Source organism: Ferrovibrio sp. GW821-FHT12D07 (assembly GCF_058807275.1).
Map to the genome: position 1 here is coordinate 2,304,934 of NZ_JBXAQN010000001.1, position 23,382 is coordinate 2,328,315.

The following is a 23,382-nucleotide window of genomic DNA, read 5'->3' on the forward strand; positions in this document are numbered from 1 at the left end:
CACAACGCCTCGATAAAGACAGTCTGTATTTTCTCCCTCTCGGGGGCGTCAATGAAATCGGCATGAATCTGAACCTGTATGGTTACGGGAATCAGTGGCTCATGGTCGATCTGGGCACCAGCTTTGCCGACGACAACATGCCCGGCGTCGACATGGTGGTGCCGGATGTGGCCTGGATCGCCGACCGCGCTGATCAGCTGCTGGGCATCGTCGTCACCCATGCCCATGAGGATCATCTCGGCGCCATCAGCCATCTCTGGGACGAGCTGCAATGCCCGGTCTGGGCCACCGGCTTTGCCGCTTCGGTACTGCGGCGCAAGCTGGCCGAGAAGGGCATGGAGGACGAGGTCCCGGTTCATATCTACCAGCCCGGCGATCTGATCGAACTGGGGCCGTTCAAGATACGCTCGATGAACATCACGCATTCGACGCCCGAGAGCCAGGCGCTGGCCATCGAGACGCCGCGCGGCACCATCCTGCATACCGGTGACTGGAAACTGGATCCGCGCCCCATGCTAGGACCGCAGACCGAGATCGAAACCCTGCGTGGCTATGGCGACCGTGGCGTGCTGGCGCTGGTCTGCGACAGCACCAATGTGTTCAGTCGTGGCACCTCCGGCTCCGAGGGCGCGGTGCATGATGCGCTGATCCCGCTGCTGCGCGACAAGCCCGGCCGTATTGCCGTGACGACATTCTCGTCCAATCTGGCCCGACTGGAATCGCTGTTCGCCGTGGCCAACGAACTCGGCCGCCATATCTGCCTGATCGGCCGGTCGCTGCACCGTTTCCTGGCGGCCGCGCAGGAGAACAATTACCTCAAGCACATTCCCAATCTGGTCGATGAGCGCGAGGCGGGTTTCCTGCCGCGTGACAAGATCATGTATATCTGCACCGGCTGCCAGGGTGAGCCGCGTGGCGCCATGGCGCGCATCGCCTTTGGCAGCCATCCGCACGTGGTCCTGTCGCCGCACGACACCGTGGTCTTCTCGTCCAAGATCATCCCGGGCAACGAGCGCACGCTGTTCAAACTGCATAACGAGTTGGTCAATCGCGGCATCGAGGTGATCACCGAGAAAGACGCCTTTGTCCATGTCTCGGGCCATCCCTCGCGCGATGAGCTGGCCGAGATGTATGCACTGGCCCGGCCGCAGATCGCGGTGCCGGTGCATGGCGAGCCGCGCCATCTGGTCGAGCATGCGCGCTTTGCCCAGAGCCTGCAGATTCCCCACGGAATAGTGCCGCGCAACGGCGACCTGATCCGGCTGGCACCGGGTGAACCCGATGTGGTGGAGCAGGTGCCGTCCGGACGTCTGGCCATCGATGGCGACGAGCTGATCCCGTTGCAGGGCGGTACCCTGCAGGCGCGGCGCAAGCTGGCCTTCAACGGCGTCGCCTCGGTCAGCCTGGTGGCCGACAAGCGCGGTATGCTGAAGGCGTCGCCGCAGGTCAGTCTGGCCGGCGTGGTGAATTTCGAGGTCGACGAGATCGAGGACGAGATCGCCGCGGAGATCACCGAGGCCATCGACCGGCTGGGGAACAGCATCCGGGATGACAGCGCCCTGGAGCAGGCCACCCTGAAGGCCCTGCGCGGCTATATCCGGGAGCTGACCGGCCGCAAGCCCGTGATCCACGTCCATATTCTGCGGTTACCGTAGGGAAAACCGCGCCGCCTGCGTCATTGCAGCATCTTGTCGGACGGCCTTTCCGGCCTCATATTGCATTGCAGAAAAGACCAGCAGGAAACCCGCTCATGATCGGCCGCCTCAACCACGTTGCCATTGCCGTGCCCGACCTCGCCGCCGCCGCCGCGACCTATGCCAATACGCTGGGTGCCAAGGTGTCCGAGCCGCTGGCTCAGCCCGACCATGGCGTCACTGTCGTTTTCGTCGAGCTGCCCAATACCAAGATCGAGCTGCTGCATCCGCTGGGCGAGGGCTCGACCATCGCCAAGTTCCTCGCCAACAACCCCTCGGGCGGCATGCATCATGTCTGCTACGAGGTGGAAGACATCATCGCGGCGCGCGACAAGCTGAAAGAGCAGGGCGCGCGCGTGCTGGGCGATGGCGAGCCGAAGATCGGCGCGCATGGAAAACCCGTGCTGTTCCTGCATCCGAAGGACTTCGCCGGCACGCTGGTGGAAATCGAGCAGATCTGAGTTTTCGCGAGTAAGCGTCATGAACTGGTACAACAACTTCGTCGCCTTCACGATGATCTACATGGTCACGCTGTTCTGCGTGCTGCCGATCGGTGTGAAGACTCCTGCCGAGGCGGGAGAGACGATGGTGGAGGGCCAGGCCGATTCCGCGCCGACCAATCCGCGCCTCGGCTTCAAGTTCCTGCTGACCTTCGGGATCAGCTGGGTGATCTTCGGGATCTATTACGTGATCGGCTATTTCGATCTGCTCGATGCCAGCAGCCTGTTCGGCCGCGGTAGCTGATCCCACGGGATACAGCCGGGCCGAGGATTGGTCCGTAACGGGATTAAGATTTACCACCTAAGCGGGAATTTGAGAGGCGAGAGGCCGGAGGCATATTGCCAAGGCCCAGAAAAAGAAAAGGAGCAAGGACATGCCTCGCTCCGTACCCCGTCTCGCACGGGTAAGTTTAAGCCTCCCCAGACTTGGGCCGCCTGTTACCAAGCGGTTGCGTAATTTATATACCGATTGATCAAACCATTGTCATCCAAAAAGTTATAGGTCTCTAACAAAATGGTAATAATGCCGCGCGAGGGTTGTGGGATGTGTCGGATTTCGACTGTGGTCATGCTGGCTACCCTTACGGCAACCCTGCCGGGCACCGGCTTTGCCCAGCAGGGCGGGTCCCGGAAGGCTCCCGACTCGGTCCAGACGGTTGTCGCCCTCGATGCGAAGGACTGCCGCCGCATCCTGGCCCAGCGGGGCATGGTGGTGCAGCACCAGCCCGCGCCGGACGTGACCTATCAGCCCGGCCGCGATGTCGACAGCAAAGGCCGCCCGATTGCGCCGGCCGATCTGCCCGGCAGCACCCCGCCGCTGTTCGAGGGCCCCATCGAGCTTCCCATCCATGTGCCGCTTTCCTCGGTGCCCGGTGTGCCGCCCCGGGTCGGTGTCTCCGAGATTCCGGTGGCGCGGCTCAGCATCGACACCCTGACCGGCAAGACGGCGCTCAATGGCCGGCCCATCGATCCGCCGGTCGAGGATGCCGTCGCGGTGGCCTGCCGCGACTTTCTGGCCCAGAAGCCGAACCAGTCCTCGCCGCGCCGCTAGTCATTGCTGGTGGGGCCATTGCTCCGCAGGGATGGGGGCCTTAAAAACGCCCCATTATCCCGCCATTCCCCTTGCGAATGTTAAGGTTTCCCGCCGATGCGTCTCAGCACCTACTTCCTGCCCGTCCTCAAGGAAAATCCGAGCGAAGCCCAGATCGTCAGCCACCGGCTGATGCTGCGCGCCGGCATGGTTCGCCAGTCGGCCGCCGGCATCTACACCTGGCTGCCGCTCGGCCATCGCGTGCTGAAGAAGATCGAGCAGATCGTGCGCGAGGAGCAGGATGCGGCCGGCGCCCAGGAACTGCTGATGCCGACGATCCAGCCGGCCGAGCTGTGGCAGAAGAGCGGCCGCTACGAGGATTACGGCAAGGAGATGCTGCGCATCACCGACCGCCACGAGCGTCCGCTGCTCTACGGCCCGACCAACGAAGAGATGCTGACCGATATCGTCAGCGGCGAGTGGAAGAGCTATCGCGAGCTGCCGAAGATTCTCTACCACATCCAATGGAAATTCCGCGACGAGGTGCGCCCGCGCTTCGGCGTCATGCGCGGCCGCGAATTCCTGATGAAGGATGCCTATTCCTTCGATCTGGATCAGGCTGGCGCGCGCCGCGCCTATAACCGCATGTTCGTCGCCTATCTGCGCACCTATGCCCGCATGGGCCTGAAGGCGATCCCGATGCAGGCTGATACCGGCCCGATCGGTGGCGATCTCAGCCATGAATTCATCATCCTGGCCGAGACCGGCGAGAGCGGCGTCTTCTGCGACAAGGCGCTGGTCGAGCGCGACGTGCTGGGCGAGGGTGTGGATTACAGCAGCGACCTGCAGCCGATCGTCGACAGCTGGACGGCGCCCTATGCCGCCACCGACGAGAAGCATGACGCCGCCCGCTTCGAGGCGCTGCCCAAGGAGCGCCAGATTGCCGCACGCGGCATTGAAGTGGGCCATATCTTCTATTTCGGCACCAAGTATTCCAAGCCGATGGGCGCTGTCGTGCAGGGTCCGGGCGGCGAGCCGATCACGCTGGAAATGGGCTCCTACGGCATCGGCGTGTCGCGCCTGGCCGGCGCCATCATCGAGGCTAGCCATGACGATAACGGCATCATCTGGCCGTTCTCGGTCGCGCCGTTCCATGTCGGCCTGATCAACCTCAAGGTCGGCGATGCCGATTGCGACAAGGCTTCGGAAGAGCTGTATGCCAAGCTGAAGGCGGCCGGCTTCGACGTGCTCTATGACGACCGCGACGAACGTGCCGGCGCCAAGTTCGCCACCATGGACCTGATCGGCCTGCCGTATCAGGTCACCATCGGTCCGCGGGGTGTCAAGGCCGGCACGGTGGAAGTGAAGAACCGGGCCACCGGTGAGAAGGAAGAGATCACCGTCGACGCCGTGCTGACCAAGCTGACAGCGGTTCGTCAAAGCCAGCCGTAACCCAGATCAGGATACCGGATGCCGTTCTTCTCGCGTTTCGAATGGATGCTGGCGCTGCGCTACCTGCGGGCCCGGCGACAGGAAGGCTTCATCTCGGTGATCGCCATTTTCAGCTTCCTCGGCATCATGCTGGGCGTGGCGACGCTGATCATCGTCATGAGCGTGATGAACGGTTTCCGCGCCGAGCTGGTCGGCCGTATCCTTGGCCTCAACGGCCATCTGACCATCCAGTCTGACACCGCGCCGATTGTGCGCGACTTCCAGTTCGTGACCGATGCGGTCAGCCAGATGCCCGGCGTGGTCATGGCCAATCCGATGATCGAGGGGCAGGTGATGGCCACCGCTGATCGTGGCGCGTCCGGCGTCATGGTGCGCGGCGTGCGCCCGGCCGATCTCATGAAAGAGAGTGCCATCGCCAAAGGTATCCGCGAAGGCAATATCCGCGATTTCGAGGGCGACGATGCGGCCGTGATCGGCCATCGTCTGGCGCGCAAGCTGGGCCTGCGGGTGGGCGACGACATTACGCTGATCTCGCCGCAGACCAACGCGACACCGTTTGGCAGCGTGCCGCGTCTGGTGCGCTACAAGGTGGCGGCCGTCTTTGATGTCGGCATGTTCGAATACGACAGCGCCTTCGTCTATCTGCCCTTCGAGGCCGCGCAGACCTACTTCCGCCTGCAGAATGCCGCCAGCGGTGTGGAAGTGCGACTGGCCGATCCCGACCAGGCCCGCGCCTTCGGCCGGCAGGTGCTGCAGCGGCTGGGGCCGCAATACCGCATCTACGACTGGCAGCAGGCGAACGCGCAATTTGTTAGTGCGCTGCAAGTAGAGCGCAACGTGATGTTCCTGATCCTGACGCTGATCATCGTGGTGGCGGCCTTCAACATCATTTCCAGCATGATCATGCTGGTGAAGGACAAGGGGCGCGACATCGCCATCCTGCGCACCATGGGTACGTCTCGTGGCACCGTCATGCGGGTCTTCGTCATCGCCGGCGCCAGCATCGGCGTGCTGGGCACCGCCTGTGGCTTCGGGCTCGGGCTTGCCTTCTGCCTCAATATCGAAAGTATCCGTCAGGCGCTGCAGGCCATGACCGGCTGGCAGCTCTTCCCGGCCGAGATCTACTTCCTGTCGCAGCTGCCGGCCAAGGTCGACAGCACCGAGGTCGTCTATGTCGTGATCATGGGCCTGGTGCTGACCCTGCTGGCGACGCTGTATCCGAGCTGGCGTGCCGCCCGCCTCGATCCGGTGGAGGCGCTGCGTTATGAGTGAGGCCGTTCTTCAGCTTGAGAATATCCAGCGCACCTTCCAGCAGGGCGGTGCGGATGTCGCCGTGCTGCGGGGTGTCGACCTGGCCGTGAAGCGCGGTGAGATCGTGGCGCTGCTGGGGCCCTCGGGTTCGGGCAAGTCGACATTGCTGCACATTGCCGGTTTGCTGGAACAGCCGTCCTCGGGCCGTATTGTCATCGGCGGGCAGGATTGCAGCGCCATGGGCGAGGCCGACCGCACCCTGACGCGCCGGCATCGTCTCGGCTTCGTCTATCAGTATCATCATCTGCTGCCGGAATTCTCGGCCCTTGAGAATGCAGCCATGCCGCTGCGGGTGCGCAAACAGAGTGCGGGTGAAGCGAAGAAGACCGCCGGCGACCTGCTGAAGCATCTGGGTCTGGGCCACCGTCTCGACCATCGCCCGGCACGGTTGTCGGGTGGCGAGCAGCAGCGCGTGGCGATTGCCCGCGCCGTGGTCGGCAAGCCCGATCTGCTGTTGGCCGACGAACCCACCGGCAACCTGGATGAAAAGACCGCCGAGATTGTGTTTGGCGAGCTGACCGGGCTGGTGCGCAACGCCGGCATCGGCGCACTGATCGCGACGCATAACCTGGAACTGGCGCAGCGCATGGACCGCGTGGTCACGTTGCACGACGGGAAACTGCGCGCCGTTTAAGCCGACTTGCGTCGCGCCTTCCACTGTTCCCTGGTCTGGCCCCAGGCCACGACATCGAGATTGAAGGGAATGGGCAGCCGCGCATCGCGCAGGGCGGTGGAGCCCAGCCGTTTGGCCACCCCGATGGAATTCACATTCTCCGGCACGATGGTATGGATCACTTCATGCCAGCCGAGATTGTCGAAGGCCCAGTCGATGGCGGCGGTCGCGCCCTCGGTGGCGTAACCCTTGCCCCAGACATCCCGGATCAGGCCCCAGCCGACTTCGGTGCCGGGCCAGTCATGTGGCATCCAGGGGCCGAGACGGCCGACCCAGCGGCCGGTCGATTTCTCGATCACCGAGAACATGGAAAAGCCGTTGATCGCCCAGGACCCGTTCATGATGCAGAGCGAGCGCCAGACCAGCGCTGGCGGCATCACGCCGCCCAGATGCTTCATGGTTTCCGCATCGGCGGCCCAGGCGCACCAGGCGTCGAAGTCTTCCTTCTGCGGCACGCGCAGGATCAGGCGTTCGGTTTCGAGACGGACGGTCATCGGCATTCCTCCGGTGCGCATAGCAATAGATGCCGCCCACCCGGTCAAGATCGAGAAATGTCACCGCAACAATAAAAAAAGGGGCCGGATCGCTCCGGCCCCTCAGGTCAGTCCGATGAATCCCGCGGTCAGAAATCGACCGTGGCCGAGAGCAGGAAGGTGCGCGGCGCGCCCAGTGACAGGCTTTCGAAACCGCGGTTGGTCGAAGCCCAGTAGTTGCTGTCGAACAGGTTCTCGATATTGGCGCGCAGCACCAGCGGCGTGTTGCTGATCGCCGTACGATAGCGGGCGCCGATATCGAAGCGAGTCCAGGATGGGATGCTCATGTTATTCGCCGCATCGTAATACTGCGAACCGGTATGGATCATGCGGCCGGTGAAGGTGAGGTTGCGATCGAAGAACGCATCCCATTCCACGCCGAGATTGAGCTGGGTGTCCGGCACGCCCTGGGCATTCTTGCCGTTGTTGGCGCCGTTCAGGGTCTTGGTCTGCTCGGAATCGATCAGCGTCAGGCCGCCCTGGATGCGCAGGCCGTCGACCAGCGTGCCGAACGTGGCAAGTTCGGCACCACGGTTGCGCTGCTCGCCGTCGGCACTGAACAGCGTGCCGCCAGTGCCGCCAACGGCATTGGGTTTGGTGATCTGGAAGAGGCTGACTGTCGTGGCGAAGCGGCCATGATCCATCTTCACGCCGGCTTCATACTGCTCGGTCTCGAAAGGCGCAAGCCGTGCGAAGGCATTGGAGGCGGTCGACGGCGCCTGCGAACCCGGCGTCAGGCCCTGCATGTAATTGCCGTAGAGCGAGACATTTTCCCAGGGCTTCACCACCAGGCCCAACGCCGGCGACAGCTTGCTCTGGTCGTAGGAGGTGCTCCGGGTCACGAAGGCGGTGGCCAGATTGGTCTGCTCGATGCGCTGATTGCGCACGCCGAGCGTCAGCTGCACCTTGTCTTCTATGAAGGACAGGGTATCGGCAATGCCGACCGAGGTGAGCAGGCTGTCATTCAGCTTCGGCACGCTGGTGGTGAAGCTGGCGTGGCTCGGCTCGGGGATATTGGCCGGGTTGTAGATATTCGATGCGCCAAGGCCGAAGAATTGCGCGAAGTTTCCGTCTTCATAGCGCGTGGCGTTGCCGACCACGGACATTTCATGCTTCACGGCACCGGTATCGAAGGTGCCGCGCAGACCGGTTTCACCTGCCAGCGTGTTGTACTCGGCGACGATGAAGCTGCCATCGAAGCCAAAGCCGCCGTTGCCGAAGTTACCGGTATTGCTCACCCCGACCGACTGGCCGAAGGTGATGTTGCGCGAACGGCGGCCGCCCAGCGTGGCATAACCAGTCAAGTATTCGGTGAAGTCGACCTCGGCGCGGGCCATGCCGAACAGGTCGCGGGTCTCGGCGAAGTTCCACGGGGCAAGGAAGCTCTCGCTGGCGTCGGGCGCATCCGGAATCTGTGTGCCGTTGGCGGTGATGAAGGCCAGCGGACGGGTGGTGCGCTGGCTCTGATAGCCACCGTCCAGCGCGATGCGGACGCGTTCGCCACGAAGATCGAGCCCCAGAGTGCCGAGGCCGAATTCCTGTTCCTGGCCATCCACTGCCGTATCGCCATCACGGATCACGCCGTTGAAGCGCAGACCATACTGGTTGCGGTCGCCAGCGCGGCGGCCGATATCCGCATGAGTGCCGAAAGTGGCATCCGACATGTAGCTGAAGGTGAGACGGGTCAGCGGCTCGTCCTCGGCGCGCTTGGGCACCACATTGATGGTGCCGCCGGCGGTGCCGGTCGGGCTGATGCCGCCCAGCATGGTGCTGGGGCCGCGCAGCAGTTCGACGCGCTCGGCCATTTCCGTGCTGGTGACTTGGCGCGGGGCGATGCCGTAGAGGCCGCCGAACGCCACGTCGTCGTTCGCTACCGGGAAGCCGCGGATCATGAACTGCGTGTCGTAAGAGCCGCGTGAAGTCGTGACGCGCACGGAGGGGTCGTTGTCGAACACGTCGGCCAGGGTGCGGGCCTGGGTGTCCTTGATGGTGGTCGCTGTATAGCTGGTGGTGTTCACCGGCGCGTTCATGAAGTCGCGGTTGCCCAGCAGGCCGAGCTGGCCGCCGCGCGCGATCTGGCCGCCCGAATATTCCGGCATCAGGTTGCCGATCATTGCCGTGGAGGACGGCGCGGCCTTGCCTTCCACCGTCACCGGACCCAGCACGGCGGCATCGCCGCTCTTGGGCGCTTCCACCACGGTGACGGTATTGCCTTCAGTGAAGCGATAGACCAGCCCGGTGCCAGTCAGCAGGCGCTGCAGCGCCTGTTCGGCGCTCATCTGGCCGCTGATCGCGGTGCTAAGACGGCCGGCCAGGATGTCGCTGCTCACCAGCAGGCGCAGGCCCGAAGCCTCGCCGAATGCGGTCAGCGCGCCGCCCAGCGGGCCGGCGGGAATGTTGTAGCTGCGTACGGCCTGAGCCTGGGCGAACTGGATGGTGTCCTGCGCCAGAACGGGCAGGGCAGCGAGAGTGGTGGAGGCCAGCAGAAGCAAGGCCAGATGACGACGCATTACGGTAATCCCCCGGGAAGGCAGAACGGTCTTACAGGGGAAGACGACGCAGCTTTCGAACCCGACAGCAGTTTTTCAAAAAAGATTCAGTGCCCGTCGGCGGTGGGGCGGATGACGGCCAGCCAGGGCAGGCGAGTGACGCGCACCGGTAGGATGGCGGCCACGGCCTCGACCAGCGCCTCGCCATCGCCGGTCTCGAACACGCCGGTGACCGGCAGGGCGCGCAGGCGTTCGTCGCTGATCATGATCAGGCCGGGCCGGTAGCGCTGCACCTCGGCCACCACATCGCCCAGCGGCTTGTTGTCAAAGACTAGCCGCCCGCGCTGCCAGGCGGTCATGCCGCGCAGGTCGGTGGCGGAACCGGCCGTGCCCAGGCCACCCGGACCGTATGTCAGGCTCTGGCCGGTCTGCACGTCGCGGCGGGCATCATTCAGCGTCACGCGCACGGCATGCTCGGTGACCAGCACCTGCACGTCGCTGCCCTGGCGCCGCACCTCGAAGGCAGTGCCCAGCGCGCGGATGCGGCCATCGGCGGCGATCACCTCGAAGGGCCGCGCGGCATCGGGCGCGACGGCGACATGCAGGGCACCACGATGCAGGGTGAGGCGGCGGTGGTTGGCGGTGATGTCGATATCGACGCTGGTGACGGCATCCAGCAGAAGCTGCGAGCCGTCGGCCAAAGCAATACGGCGCTGTTCGCCGCTGCCGGTGCGGGCATCGGCCAGCCAGCCCTGCGGACTGCCCATGCCGGCCAGCGCCGCGAGGCAGCCGGCGACCAGCAGCGCGATCATGGTGGTGCGGCCGCGTTTGGGACGGCGAAGCGCCGGGCCGACGCTTTCCCATAATGCTTCGGCCTGGCGCGCGGCATGCTGACGCTCCAGCGATGCCGATTGCCAGCGTTCGTACTCCGCCCAGTCCTTGTCGCCCGCCGTGCCATCATGCAGGCGCACGAGCCATTCCAGCGCCGCCTCGCTCAGGGGATCGAGCGGCGTATCGGGGTCGGCAACCGTAGAGAGCGGCGAGGCAGTGGTGCTGGTCATATCAGGTAAGACGACGCGGTCAGGGCAAACCGCACAGGAATTTTTATGTGAGGCGGCGGATGCAGTGGCGCAGCGCGCGCATGATGTATTTGGTCACCATGCTGGTCGAGACCTGCAGGCGGTCGGCGATCTCGGCATGGCCCAGGCCATCGAGGCGGTTCATCAGCAGGGCGCAGCGGCAATTCTCGGGCAGCTCGGCCAGCGCCGTGCGCAGGCGGTCGAGCTGCTGGCGCCCCTCCAGATGGCGGTCGGCCGTGGGGGCGGGGTCGGCGAGATAGTCGGCGAACTGGTCCAGCCCGACATGGTCGCCGCGGCGGCGTTCCAGCCGGCGCAGGTCGATCAGCAGGTTGCGCAGGATGCGCCAGAGGAAGAAGCGGGGCTGCTCGATGCCGAGGCTGCCGCCGGGCTGGCTGGCGTAGCGCACGAAGGCGTCCTGCACCAGGTCGGCCGCGCGCTCGCGGTCGCGCAGCTCGCGATAGGCAAAGCGGCGCAGTTCGACGTTATGTTCGCGGAACAGGGTATCCAGATCGGCAGCCATTACCGGCCACCCTAGTCATATTGCGATTAATTCGCAATAGCGTGAGGGGGCAATCAATGCCGCCAGCGTAGACCCCGCAGCGTCAGCTGCGCCAACGGAGAACCGTGTCTTTCACCGCATTGACGAAGGCCCGGCCCTCGTCGCGGGCACGCTGGTATTCGTTCTTGAGCTGGTAGTACCACCGCGCCTGGGTATCGGTGTCGCGGATCAGCATCAGGGTCGGGTCGTATTTCAGGCCGCGCTGCTGGCGGATCAGGATGTCGCGGTCCTGGCCCAGGAAATGCCCCATCAGGTACAGGGCGACCGGCTTCAGCAGCGCCAGCCAGGGCATGGTCCAGAAGAACAGGTTGGTCACTTCGGTGCGGGTGTCGTCGATGGGGGTGACAGCCGTGAAGTTCCAGACGCTGTTGGAGCCGATCCTGATATGCTCGACCCGCACGCCGGGCAGGCGGAAGCTGATCTCGGTTTCCGGTGCCGCGCCGAGGATGCGGTAGGCCAGGGTGATCGCGGGCTTATGGCGTTTCATCACGAAACCATAAGGACTTGGACCGAATTCCTTAGCCTTCGTCTTAAGTTTGATCGGGCCTGTCCGCCAGTACCACGAGCGGTGGATAAAGGGCACATGGGCGGGGTCCATCAGGCCGACCACGGCATGGTCCATCGAGCAGGGGAATTCCATCGCCTTGTGCAGGGTCGGCAGGGCGCCGGCCGGCAGGTCGGGCAGGGTCGGCGGCGCCTCGTCGGGCTCGGCCAGCTTGTCGGCCATCCAGATCCAGACCAGGCCGTTCTGCTCCTGCACGGGATAGCGCTTCACCTTGATCTTGGTGATGTCGAAGTCCTGGCCCTCGACCAGCGAAGGGATATCGGTGCACTGGCCGCCCGGACCGAATTTCCAGCCATGATAGGGGCACTGGACGTCCTGGCCGTCGAAGCTGCCCTCTGACAGCGGCACGCCGCGGTGCGGGCAGATGTCGCGTAGGGCGAAAACCTCGCCTGTTTTGGTCCGGCCGAACAGAATTGGCTGGCCGAGCAACAACTTGGCCTCGGTGGCGCCAGGCTTCAGCCGGCTGCCGTCGAGGGCGAAATACCAGATGTCCTTAAGCAGAAACTTGGGATCGGTCATGGGAACGGGAGTCGCCTGCGCCGGAAAGACCATTCCCTAGCAGGTCGGCGCTTGAACGGCCAGTCGTTCGCACTATGTTCTTATAAGTGGTATGGCCTGGCGCGCCGAACCCGGGGAGCGCGAAACGAAGCCAAACGAACGCAAACGAAGCCAAAGGAAGCGAAACGAACTCAAACGAACTCAAACGAACGCAAACGAAGCGGAACGAACTCAAACGAAGCAGAACGAAGCCAAACGAATGGCGGCGAAGCGGCGGCGGTACACAGGGGAATCGGGCCTTATCCCGAAGCCAAGCTATAGAGGGGATTTCTGGTTTGTTCGCCTGTATCTGGGATTCGTCCGCGGGTGTTCCTGAAGTTGCACCTTAGGATACCCACTTATCCACAAGATATTGGGAATCAACACAATTCCGCCACACTCTCTTTGGGATTCGGATGGCATGCGTTCTGGTTTCGGGGGGCTAGGTCGCGTATCGTAGAGCAGGAACGGGAATCGAAAATCGTCATATGAGTCACGCTGCCCGATGAGCCATGCAGACTTCGTCCATCTCCGGGTCCATACGCCGTACTCGCTGACCGAGGGCGCCATGCGCCTGCCCAAGCTGGCCGAGCTCTGCGTGAAGTACGCCATGCCGGCGGTGGCGATCACCGACACCAACAACCTGTTCGGTGCGCTGGAATTCTCCAAGGAGATGGCCGGCAAGGGCATCCAGCCGATCATCGGTTGCCAGCTCAGCTTGGGGCGGGCCGACCAGCAGCAGGGCGGCTTCGGCAAGCAGACCCGCAAGCCCGACCCCGACCGCATCGTCCTGCTGGCCCAGACCGAGGCCGGCTATTCCAACCTGATGAAGCTCTCCACCAAGGCCTATCTGGAGACACCGCCGGGCGAGGTGGCCCAGATTGCCTGGGCCGACCTGGAGCAGTTCGGCGAGGGGCTGCTCTGTCTGACCGGCGGTCCGCAGGGACCGATCGTGCGGCTGCTCAACGAAGGCCAGAATGACGCCGCGCGCCAGCAGCTCGAGCAGTTCAACCGCATCTTCCCTGGCCGGCTCTATGTCGAGATCCAGCGTCATGGCTGGGCGCTGGAGGCCAAGACAGAACCGGCCTTGCTCGATCTGGCCTATGCGCTCGACATCCCGCTGGTCGCCACCAACGACTGCTACTTCCCCGACGAGGACATGTACGAGGCGCATGATGCGCTGCTCTGCATCGCCGAAGGTTCTTACGTCGGTGAACAGAACCGCCGCCGCGTGACGCCGGAGCATCGCTTCAAGTCGGCGAAAGAGATGCGGGCGCTGTTCGCCGATCTGCCCGAGGCCATCGACAACACGCTGGTGATCGCCAGGCGCTGCGCCGTGAAGGCGAACGAACGCCAGCCGATCCTGCCCAGTTTCGGCGACGGCACGGGCGAAAGCGAACCCGACATGCTCCGCCGCATGGCGCGCGAGGGACTTGAGCTGCGCCTGCAGCAGGTCGGCGTCACCGATCCGGACAAGGCCAAGGTCTATTACGATCGTCTCGATTTCGAATGCGAGACGATCATCGGGATGAAATTCCCCGGCTACTTCCTCATCGTGGCCGACTTCATCCAGTGGGCCAAGCGCAACGGCGTCGCCGTCGGTCCGGGCCGCGGTTCGGGTGCCGGCTCGGTGGTCGCCTGGGCGCTCACCATCACCGATCTCGATCCGCTCCGTTTTGGTTTGCTGTTCGAACGTTTCCTCAATCCGGAACGCGTATCGATGCCCGACTTCGATATCGACTTCTGCCAGGAACGCCGCGAAAAGGTGATCGATTACGTCCAGCAGAAATACGGCTCATCGAACGTCGCCCAGATCATCACCTTCGGCAAGCTGCAGGCCCGCGCGGCACTGCGCGATGTCGGGCGCGTGCTTCAGTTGCCGCTTGGCCAGGTTGATCGCATCTGCAAGCTGGTGCCGAACAATCCGGCCAATCCGGTGACCCTGGCACAGGCGATCAAGGAAGAAGTGCGTCTGCGCGAAGAGCGCGATGCCGATGAAGGCGTGGCGCGCATGATCGCGGTCGCGCTGAAACTGGAAGGCCTGTTCCGCAACGCCTCGACCCATGCCGCCGGCGTGGTGATCGGCGACCGCCCGCTGGTCGAGCTGGTGCCGTTGTATCGCGATCCGCATGCCTCGATGCCGGCGACGCAGTTCTCGATGAAATACGCCGAAGCGGCCGGCCTGGTGAAATTCGACTTCCTCGGCCTGAAGACGCTGGACGTGTTGGAAAAGGCCGTCGACTTGATCCGCGCCCATGGCACGTCGATTGATCTGGCGACCATTCCGCTGTCAGACCAGCCGACTTTCGACCTGCTTGGACGCGGCGATGCGGTCGGTGTGTTCCAGTTTGAAGGCAGCGGCATGCGCGACATGTTGCGCAACATGAAGCCCGACGCCTTCGAGGATCTCATTGCGCTCGTGGCGCTGTACCGCCCGGGTCCGATGGAAAACATCCCGAGCTACATCGCGCGTAAACACGGCAAGGAAAAGCCCGACTACCTGCATGACTGGCTGAAGCCGGTGCTGGAGGAAACCTACGGCGTCATCATCTACCAGGAACAGGTGATGGAAATCGCCAAGGTCCTGGCCGGCTACTCGCTTGGCGATGCCGATCTGCTGCGCCGCGCCATGGGCAAAAAGATCAAGGCCGAGATGGACGCGCAGAAGGACCGCTTCGTCAGCGGTGCCAAGGACAAGGGCGTCGATCCCGAGCGCGCGGCCTTCATCTTCGAACTGGTGGAAAAATTCGCCGGTTACGGCTTCAACAAGAGCCACGCGGCGGCCTACGCGCTGGTGGCCTGGCATACGGCCTACCTGAAGGCCAATTTCCCGGTCGAGTTCATCGCTGGTTCGATGACGCTCGATATTTCCAACACCGACAAGCTGAATGTCTTCCGGCAGGAATGCGCGCGCCAGAGCATCGCGCTGCTGCCGCCCGACATCAACAAGTCGGATGTCGAATTCTCGGTTGAATACGACAGGCACGAGAAGGGCGCGATCCGGTATGCGCTTTCGGCCGTGCGCAATGTGGGTGCTGCGCCGATGGCGGTCATCGTGGCCGAGCGCAAGAAGAACGGTCCGTTCACTTCGCTGTTCGACCTGGCGGCCCGCGTCGATCCCACGGCGCTGAACAAGCGCATGCTGGAAAACCTGGCCAAGGCCGGCGCCTTCGATAATCTGGAAAAGAACCGCGCCAAGGTGCTGGCCGGTCTGGAGACGCTGGTCCGTTACGCCCAGAGCAAGGCGGAAGAACGTGCGTCCAATCAGGTCAGCCTGTTTGGCGGCGGCGGCAAGTCAGAAGAACGCCTGCCCAAAATGCCCGAGGGTCCGCACTGGACCCCGATGGAGCAACTGGCCAAGGAATTCGAGGCCATTGGCTTCTATCTGTCGGCCCATCCGCTGGATGCCTATCAGGCAACGCTCAATCGCGTGGGCGTGAAGCGCTATACCGACATGCTCAAGCAGCTGCACAGCAGCGACCAGATATTCAAGATCGCCGGCACGGTGATCTCGAAGCAGGAACGCACCTCGCAGAAGACCGGCAATCGCTTTGCCTTCGTCCAGTGCTCGGATGCCTCGGGCATGTACGAAGTGATGCTCTTCTCCGAAGTGCTGGCGCAGTATCGCAACCTGCTTGAGCCCGGCACCAACGTGGTCTGGCGCATGTCGGGCAAGCTGGATGGCGAACAGCCCAAGCTGAACGGGCAGGGCGTCGAGAAGCTGGACGATGTGGCCGCGCGCGCCGCTGCCGGCATCAAGATCATGCTCGACAATGCGCAGCCGATCGCCCAGATCAAGGACCTGCTGGAGAAGACCAGTCGCGGCAAGGGCCAGGTGCTGCTCGGTCTGCATCTGCCAGAGCCCGGCCTGCCCAGCGGCCTTGAGGCCGACATCAAGCTGCCGGCATCCTATGCCATCACGCCCAATGTGCGGCACCAGATTCGCGTGCTGCCCGGTGTGGTTGAGGTCTATGACATCTGACCGGTTTGGTCAGAAGTTCTTCGACAGCGTGAAGGGTTTGCCTTCCTCGACGGCCCGGTCGCCGGTGACCGGGCCGGGCGTGCCGCCGTTGATCGTGATGAAGTTGGCGACAATCTTTTCGACCAGCCAGTTCGAGACGTGACGGGGCAGGGTGTCGTCATCACCATAGACCGGCGGCAGATGCGAGCCGAGCCAGCGCACCATCTCGAAGGAAGGCCAGTATTTCACCTGCGGGTTCTGCTTGATCACCGTATCGATGGCGACCCGCAGAATGCTCTTGGAGACGCAGTCGGCCTCGAAAGCGGAGTTGTATTCGGTCGAGGCGTTGAGCGGCGCGGGCGACAGGGTGAGGAAGATTTCAATCGTGGGGTTGATCTGCTTCAGCACCGAGATCGTGTAGTTGATGTTGTCGACGTTATGCGCAACATCGGTCGTTTTCATCTCATAATCGGCCGGACGCTCTTTCTCGACCGCCATGCAGTAGGCATTGTGCACCTTGTTGTACCACAGCGGCGCCACGCCGACGGTGAAGACGAAGGCCCGGCACTGCCTTATGGTATCGACGAAAGCGGCCTTGGCCTTGTCGTCGAAGATGCCCCGCAGGAAATTGACGACCTGCTTTTCATAGATCAGATGCTCGGTGAGGGGTTTCGGGTTGTCCGAGGTGACATAGTTGAAAAAGACGGCGTTGGCGAAGGTCGTGTTGATCCACTCGTTCACAAACATATGCGCAACCGCATAGTTCATGTTGCTCAGCGCCTTGGCGAAGTTCGCTGCAAAGCATGACCCCTGGGTCATGACGGGAGCATTGCTGCCGAGGATGTCGGTCCTGGGATAAGTCTTCAGGATGAAGTTTCTAATCACGCCATCGATGTCTTTGAACAGATCGACATGCTTTGGATAAAAATGCACTTGAATTCCCCCGGACCAGAATGACCGCGCAGATGCAGGAATTCTATCACAGGCCATCGGAGCCGCGACCTTATTTTTTTGGGAAATAGGGGCTATAATGGTACGTGCCTGCGCAGGATCGCGGGATGACGGAAACAGCAAGGACAGTGAACGTGAACCAGGTGCAGCCGCAGACAATCCATCGCAAGGATTATCGCAAGCCTGATTACAGCATCGCGACGGTCGATCTTGAGTTCGATCTGATGCCGGAAGCCACGGTGGTGAAATCGACGCTGACGTTGCGGGCGGAAACCTCTGGTGCACCGCTGCGACTGGATGGCGAGGATCTGGAGTTGCTGTCCATCGCCATCGATGGCAAGCCGCTGGACAAGGCTGCCTATAATGTCGATGCCGAAAGCCTGACCATTTTCATTCCGCCAGCGAACTTCAGGCTGGAGGTCGTCACCAGAATAAACCCGAAAGGCAATACGCAGCTCTCGGGGCTGTACCAGTCGAACGGCAACTACTGTACGCAATGCGAGGCGGAAGGCTTTCGCCGCATCACCTATTTCCTCGACCGTCCCGATGTGATGGCGGTCTACCGCACCACCATCCGCGCCGATAAAAAATCCTGCCCAGTGCTGCTGTCGAACGGCAATCTGGTCGAGGAGGGTGTGCTGCCCGATGGCCGGCATTTCGCCGTCTGGCAGGATCCGTTCCCCAAGCCCTGTTATCTCTTCGCGCTGGTGGCCGGCGATCTTGCTGTCAATGAAGACAGCTTCACTACCCAGTCCGGCCGCAAGGTCGCCCTGCGCATCTTTGTCGAACATGGCAAGGAAGGACGTACCGCCTATGCCATGGATGCGCTGAAGCGTTCCATGCGCTGGGACGAGACCCGCTTCGGGCTGGAATACGATCTCGACCTGTTCAACATCGTGGCCGTCAGCGACTTCAACATGGGCGCGATGGAGAACAAGAGCCTGAATGTCTTCAACGACAAATACATTCTGGCCGATCCGGACAGCGCCACCGATTTCGACTATGCCGGCATCGAGGCCGTGGTCGCGCATGAGTATTTCCACAACTGGACCGGCAACCGCATCACCTGTCGCGACTGGTTCCAGCTCTCGCTCAAAGAAGGACTGACCGTCTTCCGCGACCAGGAGTTTTCCTCCGATATGCGCGCCCGTCCGGTGCTGCGCATCCAGGAGGTACGCAACCTGCGCGCCCGCCAGTTCCAGGAGGATGCCGGCCCAATGGCGCACCCGATCCGCCCGGACAGCTATATCGCCATCGACAACTTCTACACGGCGACAGTCTACGAGAAGGGCGCGGAAGTCATCCGCATGATCCATACCCTGCTGGGTGAAGACGGGTTCCAGAAGGGCATGAGGCTCTATGTCGAGCGCCACGATGGGGAAGCCGCGACCTGTGACCAGTTTGTTGCTGCCATGGCGGATGCCAGTGGCGTCGATCTCTCGCAGTTCCGGCTGTGGTACAGTCAGGCCGGCACGCCCGAGTTGAAGGTTGAAGGCCGCTACGATGCCAAGGCCGGTACTTATGAACTGACAGTGGCGCAGACACTCGCCCCGGCGCCGGGGCAGGAGACCAAGCAGCCGATGCATATCCCGGTCAAGGTCGGCCTGCTGGATGCGCAGGGGCAGGGCATTCCGTTGACGCTGGAGGGCGAAAGCCAGGCGGCCGGCACCAGCCGCGTGCTGTCACTGAGCAAGCCGAAGCAGACCTTCCGCTTCACGGGGGTGCCTGAGCCAAAGGCGCTGTCCTTCAACCGCGGCTTCTCGGCGCCGGTGAATATCGTGTCGAACCAGAACGGCGCCGAACGCGCCTTCCTGATGGCGCATGACGAAGATGCCTTCGCGCGCTGGGAAGCCGGCCAGCAATATGCCACCGACCTACTGCTGCAGCGCGTGGCCAAGCCGACCCAGGCTTTCGATCCAGCTTTCATCGATGCGATCGGTCTGATCCTGAAGGACAGCAAGCTGGATAAGGCCTTCATCGCCGAAGTCATCGCACTGCCGTCGGAAGACTATATCGCCGACCGCATGACGGTGGTGGATGTGGAGGGCGTGCATGCGGCGCGTCGCAGCCTGCGTCGCCAGATCGCCGAGACCTTCCGGCCGCTGCTGGCCGATCTTTACAAGACTAATACCGTCGCTGGGCCCTACAGCCCCGATGCCGGTCCGGCCGGACAGCGCGCGCTGAAGAACGCGGCGCTGTCCTATCTCTCGGAACTGGCCGATACGGATGCGGGCCTGCGGCAGGTCATCTTCGACCAGTATGCCAAGGCCGACAACATGACCGATCGCATGGCGGCATTGCGCCTGCTGATCGATATCGACTGTGCGGAGCGGACCAGGGCGCTGGACGATTTCTACACGCGTGCCGCTGGTGATGCGCTGGTGATCGACAAGTGGCTCGGTCTGCAGGCGATCTCGTCGCTGCCCGATACGCTTAATGTCGTGCAGGGCCTGCTTGGCCATCCGGCCTTCTCGATGCAGAAGCCCAACAAGGTGCGTGCCCTGATCGGCAGCTTTACGGCGAATGCGCTGCGCTATCATGCCGCCGATGGCTCAGGCTATGCCTTCCATGCCGACCGCATCCTGGAGCTGGAGCCGGTCAATCCGCAGGTGGCTGCCCGCCTGCTGGCGCCGCTCGGCCGCTGGAAGCGCTTTGATGTCGGACGTCAGGCCAAGATGAAGGCGCAGCTCGAGCGTGTCCTGGCCAAGCCGAAACTGTCACGCGACGTGTACGAGATCGCGTCCAAGTCTCTGGTTTAAGGTTTGCTGTAGGCGCGCAGGAAAGCGCGCACGGCGCTGTCGACGCGGCGCTGGATTTCGGCGGCAGGCATTTCACCATCGATGCGGAGCGTGCGCCGCATGCTGCGATGGCCCATCAGCATGCCGAAGAACTGCTCGGCAGCCAGCACCGGGTCTTCCACGGCCAGATGCCCGGCTTCGGTCTCGCGGTCGAGATAGGCTGACAGTCGCGCCAGGCCGCGACCCGGGCCGTTGGCGTAGAAAGTGGGGCCGAGGGTTGGAAAACTGGCGGCCGAGCCGATCAGCAGGCGCTGGAACTGCACCGCGCGGTCGGACAGGATCTTGGTCAGGAAGCTGGTGCCCAGCGCGTTCAGTACTTCATAGGGCGTGGCTTCCGGCGACAGTTCTGCCAGCGCCGCCGTGATCGAGCCCGAGGTCTCCTGCACGATGGCGGCGAATAGGTCGTCCTTCGAGGCGAACATGTTGTAGATGGTCTGCCGCGATACACCGGCCTGGGCGGCGATGGCTTCCAGTCCGATGCCATAGCCATGCTCGAAGAACATGTCGCGTGCCGTCTCCAGCACCGCGGCGCGCTTGGCCGGATCGGCAGGCCGGCCCCGTTTGATGATGGCCTGCTTGTTCAATGTGCCTCTCCCGGGGCAGGAGCCTGCTTCGGCTTCTGCGCGAGGATAACAGCGCAGGCGGCAGCGGCGAACAGGATGCTCAAGACGGTGAAGGTGTCGATGAAGCTCATGATGTAGGCCTGGCTCTGCACCTTGTTGCCCAGCATCTTCATCGCCAGCGCAGTCTGGTCGGCCGCCGTGCGGTCGCCGAACATGTTGGCGATGCTGTCGATATACTGCTGCACCTCGATGCGGCCGGGGTTGATGAAGTCGGTCATGCGGTTCCAGTGGAAGTTGGTCCGCTCGGTCATCAAGGTGTTGATGCCGGCCAGCCCGAAGGCGCCGCCGAGATTGCGGGTCAGGTTATAGAGCCCGCTGGCATTCTTCAGCTCCTGCGGCGGCAGGGTGCCCAGTGCAATCACGTTGATCGGTACGATGCAGAACATCAGGGCCGCGCCGCGCATGATCTGCGGCAGTAGCAGTTCATCGAACTGCCAGTCGCCGGTCAGGCCGGTCAGGCTCCAGGTCGAGGCAGCCAGTAGCGCGAAGCCAAAGGCCAGCACTGGGCGCGGATCGGCCTTACGCGCCAGTGTGCCGGCGATGGGTGCGGTGAGGAACTGCGCCAGGCCGGTGATGAACATGATCTCGCCGATCTGCAGGCTGTTGAGCCCGCGCACCCGACCGAGATACAGCGGCATCAGGTAAACCAGACCATAGAGACCGACGCCGATGGTCAGGCTGAACAGGCAGCCGGTGGCGAAGTTGCGGTTGCGGAAAGCCTTCAGGTCGACGATGGGATTGCGATAGGTGAAGCTGCGCCAGAAGAACAGCACCGCACCGATGCCGCAGGCCAGGGCCAGCCAACGCATGCCCTCGTCGGAGAACCAGTCCTTGCGCGTGCCTTCCTCCAGCACATATTCCAGGCTGCCGAGGAAGACGGCCAGCGAGCCGAGGCCGATATAGTCAAAGCCCTTGAACAGCGAATAGTCCGGCTTGTCGATATCCATGAAGGTCCAGACCAGCAGGCTGACGATGACGCCGGGCACGATGTTGATCAGGAACAGCCAGTGCCAGGAGAACAGCTGGGTCAGGTAGCCGCCCAGCGTCGGGCCGATGGTGGGCGCAAGCGTGGCGACCAGGCCGATGATCACGGTGGCGCCGGCCATCTTGTCGCGCGGAAAGATCATATAGGTGCTGGCGAAGACGGTCGGGATCATGGCGCCGCCGAGGAAGCCCTGCAGCGCGCGCAGCACGATCATGGTTTCCAGATTGGTGGCCATGGCGCAGCCCATGCTGGCGATGGTGAAGCTGAGCGCCGATACGGTGAACAGCACGCGCGTCGACAGCAGGCGCGAGAGATAGCCGCTGAAGGGGATCATGATCACTTCGGCGATCAGGTAGCTGGTTTGTACCCAGCTGATCTCGTCAGCTGAAGCCGAGAGGCCGGCCTGGATCTCGCTCAGCGAGGAGGAGACGATCTGGATGTCCAGGATCGCCATGAACATGCCCAGCACCATGGCGAAGTAGCCAATCATCCGACCTTTCGGCAACGCATCAGCCGCAGCCGGCGGCGGACCCATGGTGGCAACAGAGGCGGACATGACTCAGGCCTTAGCTCTTGGCGGCGACGGCGCGGGTATCGGTGACGGTGCGCAGGTCGACATCGACTACCACCGACATGCCCGGCACCAGCAGCAGCGGCGTCGCGGTCCTGTCGAGCACCAGCTTGACCGGCACGCGCTGCACGATCTTGGTGAAGTTGCCTGTCGCGTTGTCCGGCGGCAGCAGGCTGAACTTGGCGCCGGAGGCCGGCGCGAAGCTGTCGATGCGGGCCTTCAGCACCTGGTCGGGGAAGGCGTCGACATGCAGCAGGGCGGTCTGGCCCGGCTTCATGGCTTTCAGCTGCGTCTCCTTGAAGTTGGCGACGACATAAATGGCATCGGTCGGCACGATCACCATGATCTGGGTGCCGGGCTTCACATACTGGCCGGTCTGGCCGGTACGGTTGCCGATCACGCCATCGACCGGAGCGCGGATCACGGTGTTGTCCAGATCAAGCTTCGCAGCGGCGAGGTCGGCCTCGGCCTGGGCGATCTGCGCCCTGGCCTGTTCGTAGTTGGCGCGCAGCACGGCGATCTGGTTCTGCTCGAGCGACTTGCCGGCATCGGCGCGGTCGACTGCGGCGCGCGCCTTGCGCTGGTCTGCCTGGGCGAGTTCCAGCTTCTGGTTCGAGACATAGTTGCCGGCGGCCAGCTGGCGGTAACGCTTGAGGTCCTCCTCGGTGCGCGACTGGTCGGCCCGTGTTGAGCGTAACTGCGCGTCAGCTTCAGCGATCGCGGCCTGCTGGCTGCCGATCTGCTTCTCGACCACATCGAGCGCGGCGCGACGGGCCTGCACGGCGGCTTCGGCCTGCGCCACCTTGGCGCGATAGTCGCTGGCATCGATCTCGAACAGCACAGTGCCAGCCTTGATCTGCTGGTTGTCGTTCACACCCATGCTGGTGATGTAGCCGGTGACCTTGGGGGCGACGACCGTGATGTCGGCGCCGATATAGGCGTTGTCGGTGGTCTCGATGTAGCGGCCGTAGCTCCACCAGTGCCAGGCGCCATAGGTGCCGCCGGCAAGGGCCACGAGAGCGAGGAGCGAGAGGATGCGTTTCTTCTTGGTCATGGGGTCATTCCAGGGGA

General features: G+C 63.2%; 18 protein-coding genes. 9 read left to right on the top strand and 9 right to left on the bottom strand.

The window, feature by feature from the left end:
* Window positions 1-62: 62 nt before the first annotated feature.
* From AC1RRE_RS11480 to AC1RRE_RS11510, 7 genes are all read left to right on the top strand, one after another.
* Window positions 63-1,655 carry a ribonuclease J gene (locus AC1RRE_RS11480; protein WP_492981268.1) on the top strand — a complete coding sequence of 531 codons (1,593 nt, stop codon included), beginning with the start codon at window positions 63-65 and terminating at the stop codon, window positions 1,653-1,655.
* A gap of 95 nt (window positions 1,656-1,750) precedes the next feature.
* Complete coding sequence (gene mce, locus AC1RRE_RS11485) at window positions 1,751-2,155, top strand: methylmalonyl-CoA epimerase (protein ID WP_492981269.1); 405 nt, start codon at window positions 1,751-1,753, stop codon at window positions 2,153-2,155.
* Window positions 2,156-2,174: 19 nt separating this feature from the next.
* Complete coding sequence (locus tag AC1RRE_RS11490; protein WP_492981270.1) at window positions 2,175-2,438, top strand: DUF1467 family protein; 264 nt, start codon at window positions 2,175-2,177, stop codon at window positions 2,436-2,438.
* A gap of 324 nt (window positions 2,439-2,762) precedes the next feature.
* On the top strand, window positions 2,763-3,245 hold the full coding sequence (locus AC1RRE_RS11495; RefSeq protein ID WP_492981271.1) for a hypothetical protein: 483 nt from the start codon (window positions 2,763-2,765) through the stop codon (window positions 3,243-3,245).
* 96 nt (window positions 3,246-3,341) lie between these two features.
* Window positions 3,342-4,676, top strand: a complete 1,335-nt coding sequence (gene proS, locus AC1RRE_RS11500) for a proline--tRNA ligase (RefSeq protein ID WP_492981272.1) — start codon at window positions 3,342-3,344, stop codon at window positions 4,674-4,676.
* A gap of 18 nt (window positions 4,677-4,694) precedes the next feature.
* Window positions 4,695-5,948 carry a lipoprotein-releasing ABC transporter permease subunit gene (locus AC1RRE_RS11505; protein ID WP_492981273.1) on the top strand — a complete coding sequence of 418 codons (1,254 nt, stop codon included), beginning with the start codon at window positions 4,695-4,697 and terminating at the stop codon, window positions 5,946-5,948.
* The gene (locus AC1RRE_RS11510) at window positions 5,941-6,621 is read left to right on the top strand and encodes an ABC transporter ATP-binding protein (protein ID WP_492981274.1); all 681 of its coding nucleotides are present in this window, start codon (window positions 5,941-5,943) and stop codon (window positions 6,619-6,621) included. The genes AC1RRE_RS11505 and AC1RRE_RS11510 overlap by 8 nt, the downstream gene beginning before the upstream one ends.
* On the opposite strand, the gene AC1RRE_RS11515 is transcribed toward AC1RRE_RS11510, so the two are convergent.
* The 5 genes from AC1RRE_RS11515 to AC1RRE_RS11535 all read right to left on the bottom strand — a co-directional run bounded on the left by AC1RRE_RS11515 (window position 6,618) and on the right by AC1RRE_RS11535 (window position 12,404).
* Window positions 6,618-7,154 carry a GNAT family N-acetyltransferase gene (locus AC1RRE_RS11515; RefSeq protein ID WP_492981275.1) on the bottom strand — a complete coding sequence of 179 codons (537 nt, stop codon included), beginning with the start codon at window positions 7,152-7,154 and terminating at the stop codon, window positions 6,618-6,620. The genes AC1RRE_RS11510 and AC1RRE_RS11515 overlap by 4 nt on opposite strands.
* A gap of 128 nt (window positions 7,155-7,282) precedes the next feature.
* Complete coding sequence (locus AC1RRE_RS11520; protein ID WP_492981276.1) at window positions 7,283-9,703, bottom strand: TonB-dependent siderophore receptor; 2,421 nt, start codon at window positions 9,701-9,703, stop codon at window positions 7,283-7,285.
* An 86-nt stretch (window positions 9,704-9,789) separates the two neighbouring features.
* Entirely contained in the window at window positions 9,790-10,743 is a 954-nt protein-coding gene (locus AC1RRE_RS11525; RefSeq protein WP_492981277.1) for a FecR family protein, read from the bottom strand.
* A 43-nt stretch (window positions 10,744-10,786) separates the two neighbouring features.
* Complete coding sequence (locus tag AC1RRE_RS11530; RefSeq protein ID WP_492981278.1) at window positions 10,787-11,281, bottom strand: RNA polymerase sigma factor; 495 nt, start codon at window positions 11,279-11,281, stop codon at window positions 10,787-10,789.
* 82 nt (window positions 11,282-11,363) lie between these two features.
* The gene (locus AC1RRE_RS11535; RefSeq protein WP_492981279.1) at window positions 11,364-12,404 is read right to left on the bottom strand and encodes a Rieske 2Fe-2S domain-containing protein; all 1,041 of its coding nucleotides are present in this window, start codon (window positions 12,402-12,404) and stop codon (window positions 11,364-11,366) included.
* A gap of 523 nt (window positions 12,405-12,927) precedes the next feature.
* Here AC1RRE_RS11535 and dnaE point away from each other — a divergent pair.
* On the top strand, window positions 12,928-16,404 hold the full coding sequence (gene dnaE, locus AC1RRE_RS11540; protein WP_492981280.1) for a DNA polymerase III subunit alpha: 3,477 nt from the start codon (window positions 12,928-12,930) through the stop codon (window positions 16,402-16,404).
* A 9-nt stretch (window positions 16,405-16,413) separates the two neighbouring features.
* On the opposite strand, the gene AC1RRE_RS11545 is transcribed toward dnaE, so the two are convergent.
* A complete protein-coding gene (locus AC1RRE_RS11545; protein ID WP_492981281.1) occupies window positions 16,414-17,316 on the bottom strand; it encodes a GSCFA domain-containing protein in 903 nt (300 codons plus the stop codon).
* Between the two features lie 125 nt (window positions 17,317-17,441).
* On the opposite strand from AC1RRE_RS11545, the gene pepN reads away from it, so the two are divergent.
* Window positions 17,442-20,093 (top strand): aminopeptidase N, encoded by a 2,652-nt coding sequence (pepN, locus tag AC1RRE_RS11550; protein WP_492981282.1) that lies wholly within the window; start codon window positions 17,442-17,444, stop codon window positions 20,091-20,093.
* Here the strand turns inward: pepN and AC1RRE_RS11555 are convergent.
* The 3 genes from AC1RRE_RS11555 to AC1RRE_RS11565 are packed head-to-tail and all read right to left on the bottom strand — an operon-like array spanning window position 20,090 to window position 23,365.
* Complete coding sequence (locus AC1RRE_RS11555; protein ID WP_492981283.1) at window positions 20,090-20,716, bottom strand: TetR/AcrR family transcriptional regulator; 627 nt, start codon at window positions 20,714-20,716, stop codon at window positions 20,090-20,092. The genes pepN and AC1RRE_RS11555 overlap by 4 nt on opposite strands.
* Window positions 20,713-22,296: a DHA2 family efflux MFS transporter permease subunit gene (locus AC1RRE_RS11560; RefSeq protein ID WP_492981284.1), complete on the bottom strand. Its 1,584-nt coding sequence runs from the start codon at window positions 22,294-22,296 to the stop codon at window positions 20,713-20,715. The genes AC1RRE_RS11555 and AC1RRE_RS11560 overlap by 4 nt, the downstream gene beginning before the upstream one ends.
* Before the next feature lie 10 nt (window positions 22,297-22,306).
* On the bottom strand, window positions 22,307-23,365 hold the full coding sequence (locus tag AC1RRE_RS11565) for an HlyD family secretion protein (protein ID WP_492981285.1): 1,059 nt from the start codon (window positions 23,363-23,365) through the stop codon (window positions 22,307-22,309).
* Window positions 23,366-23,382: the final 17 nt, after the last annotated feature.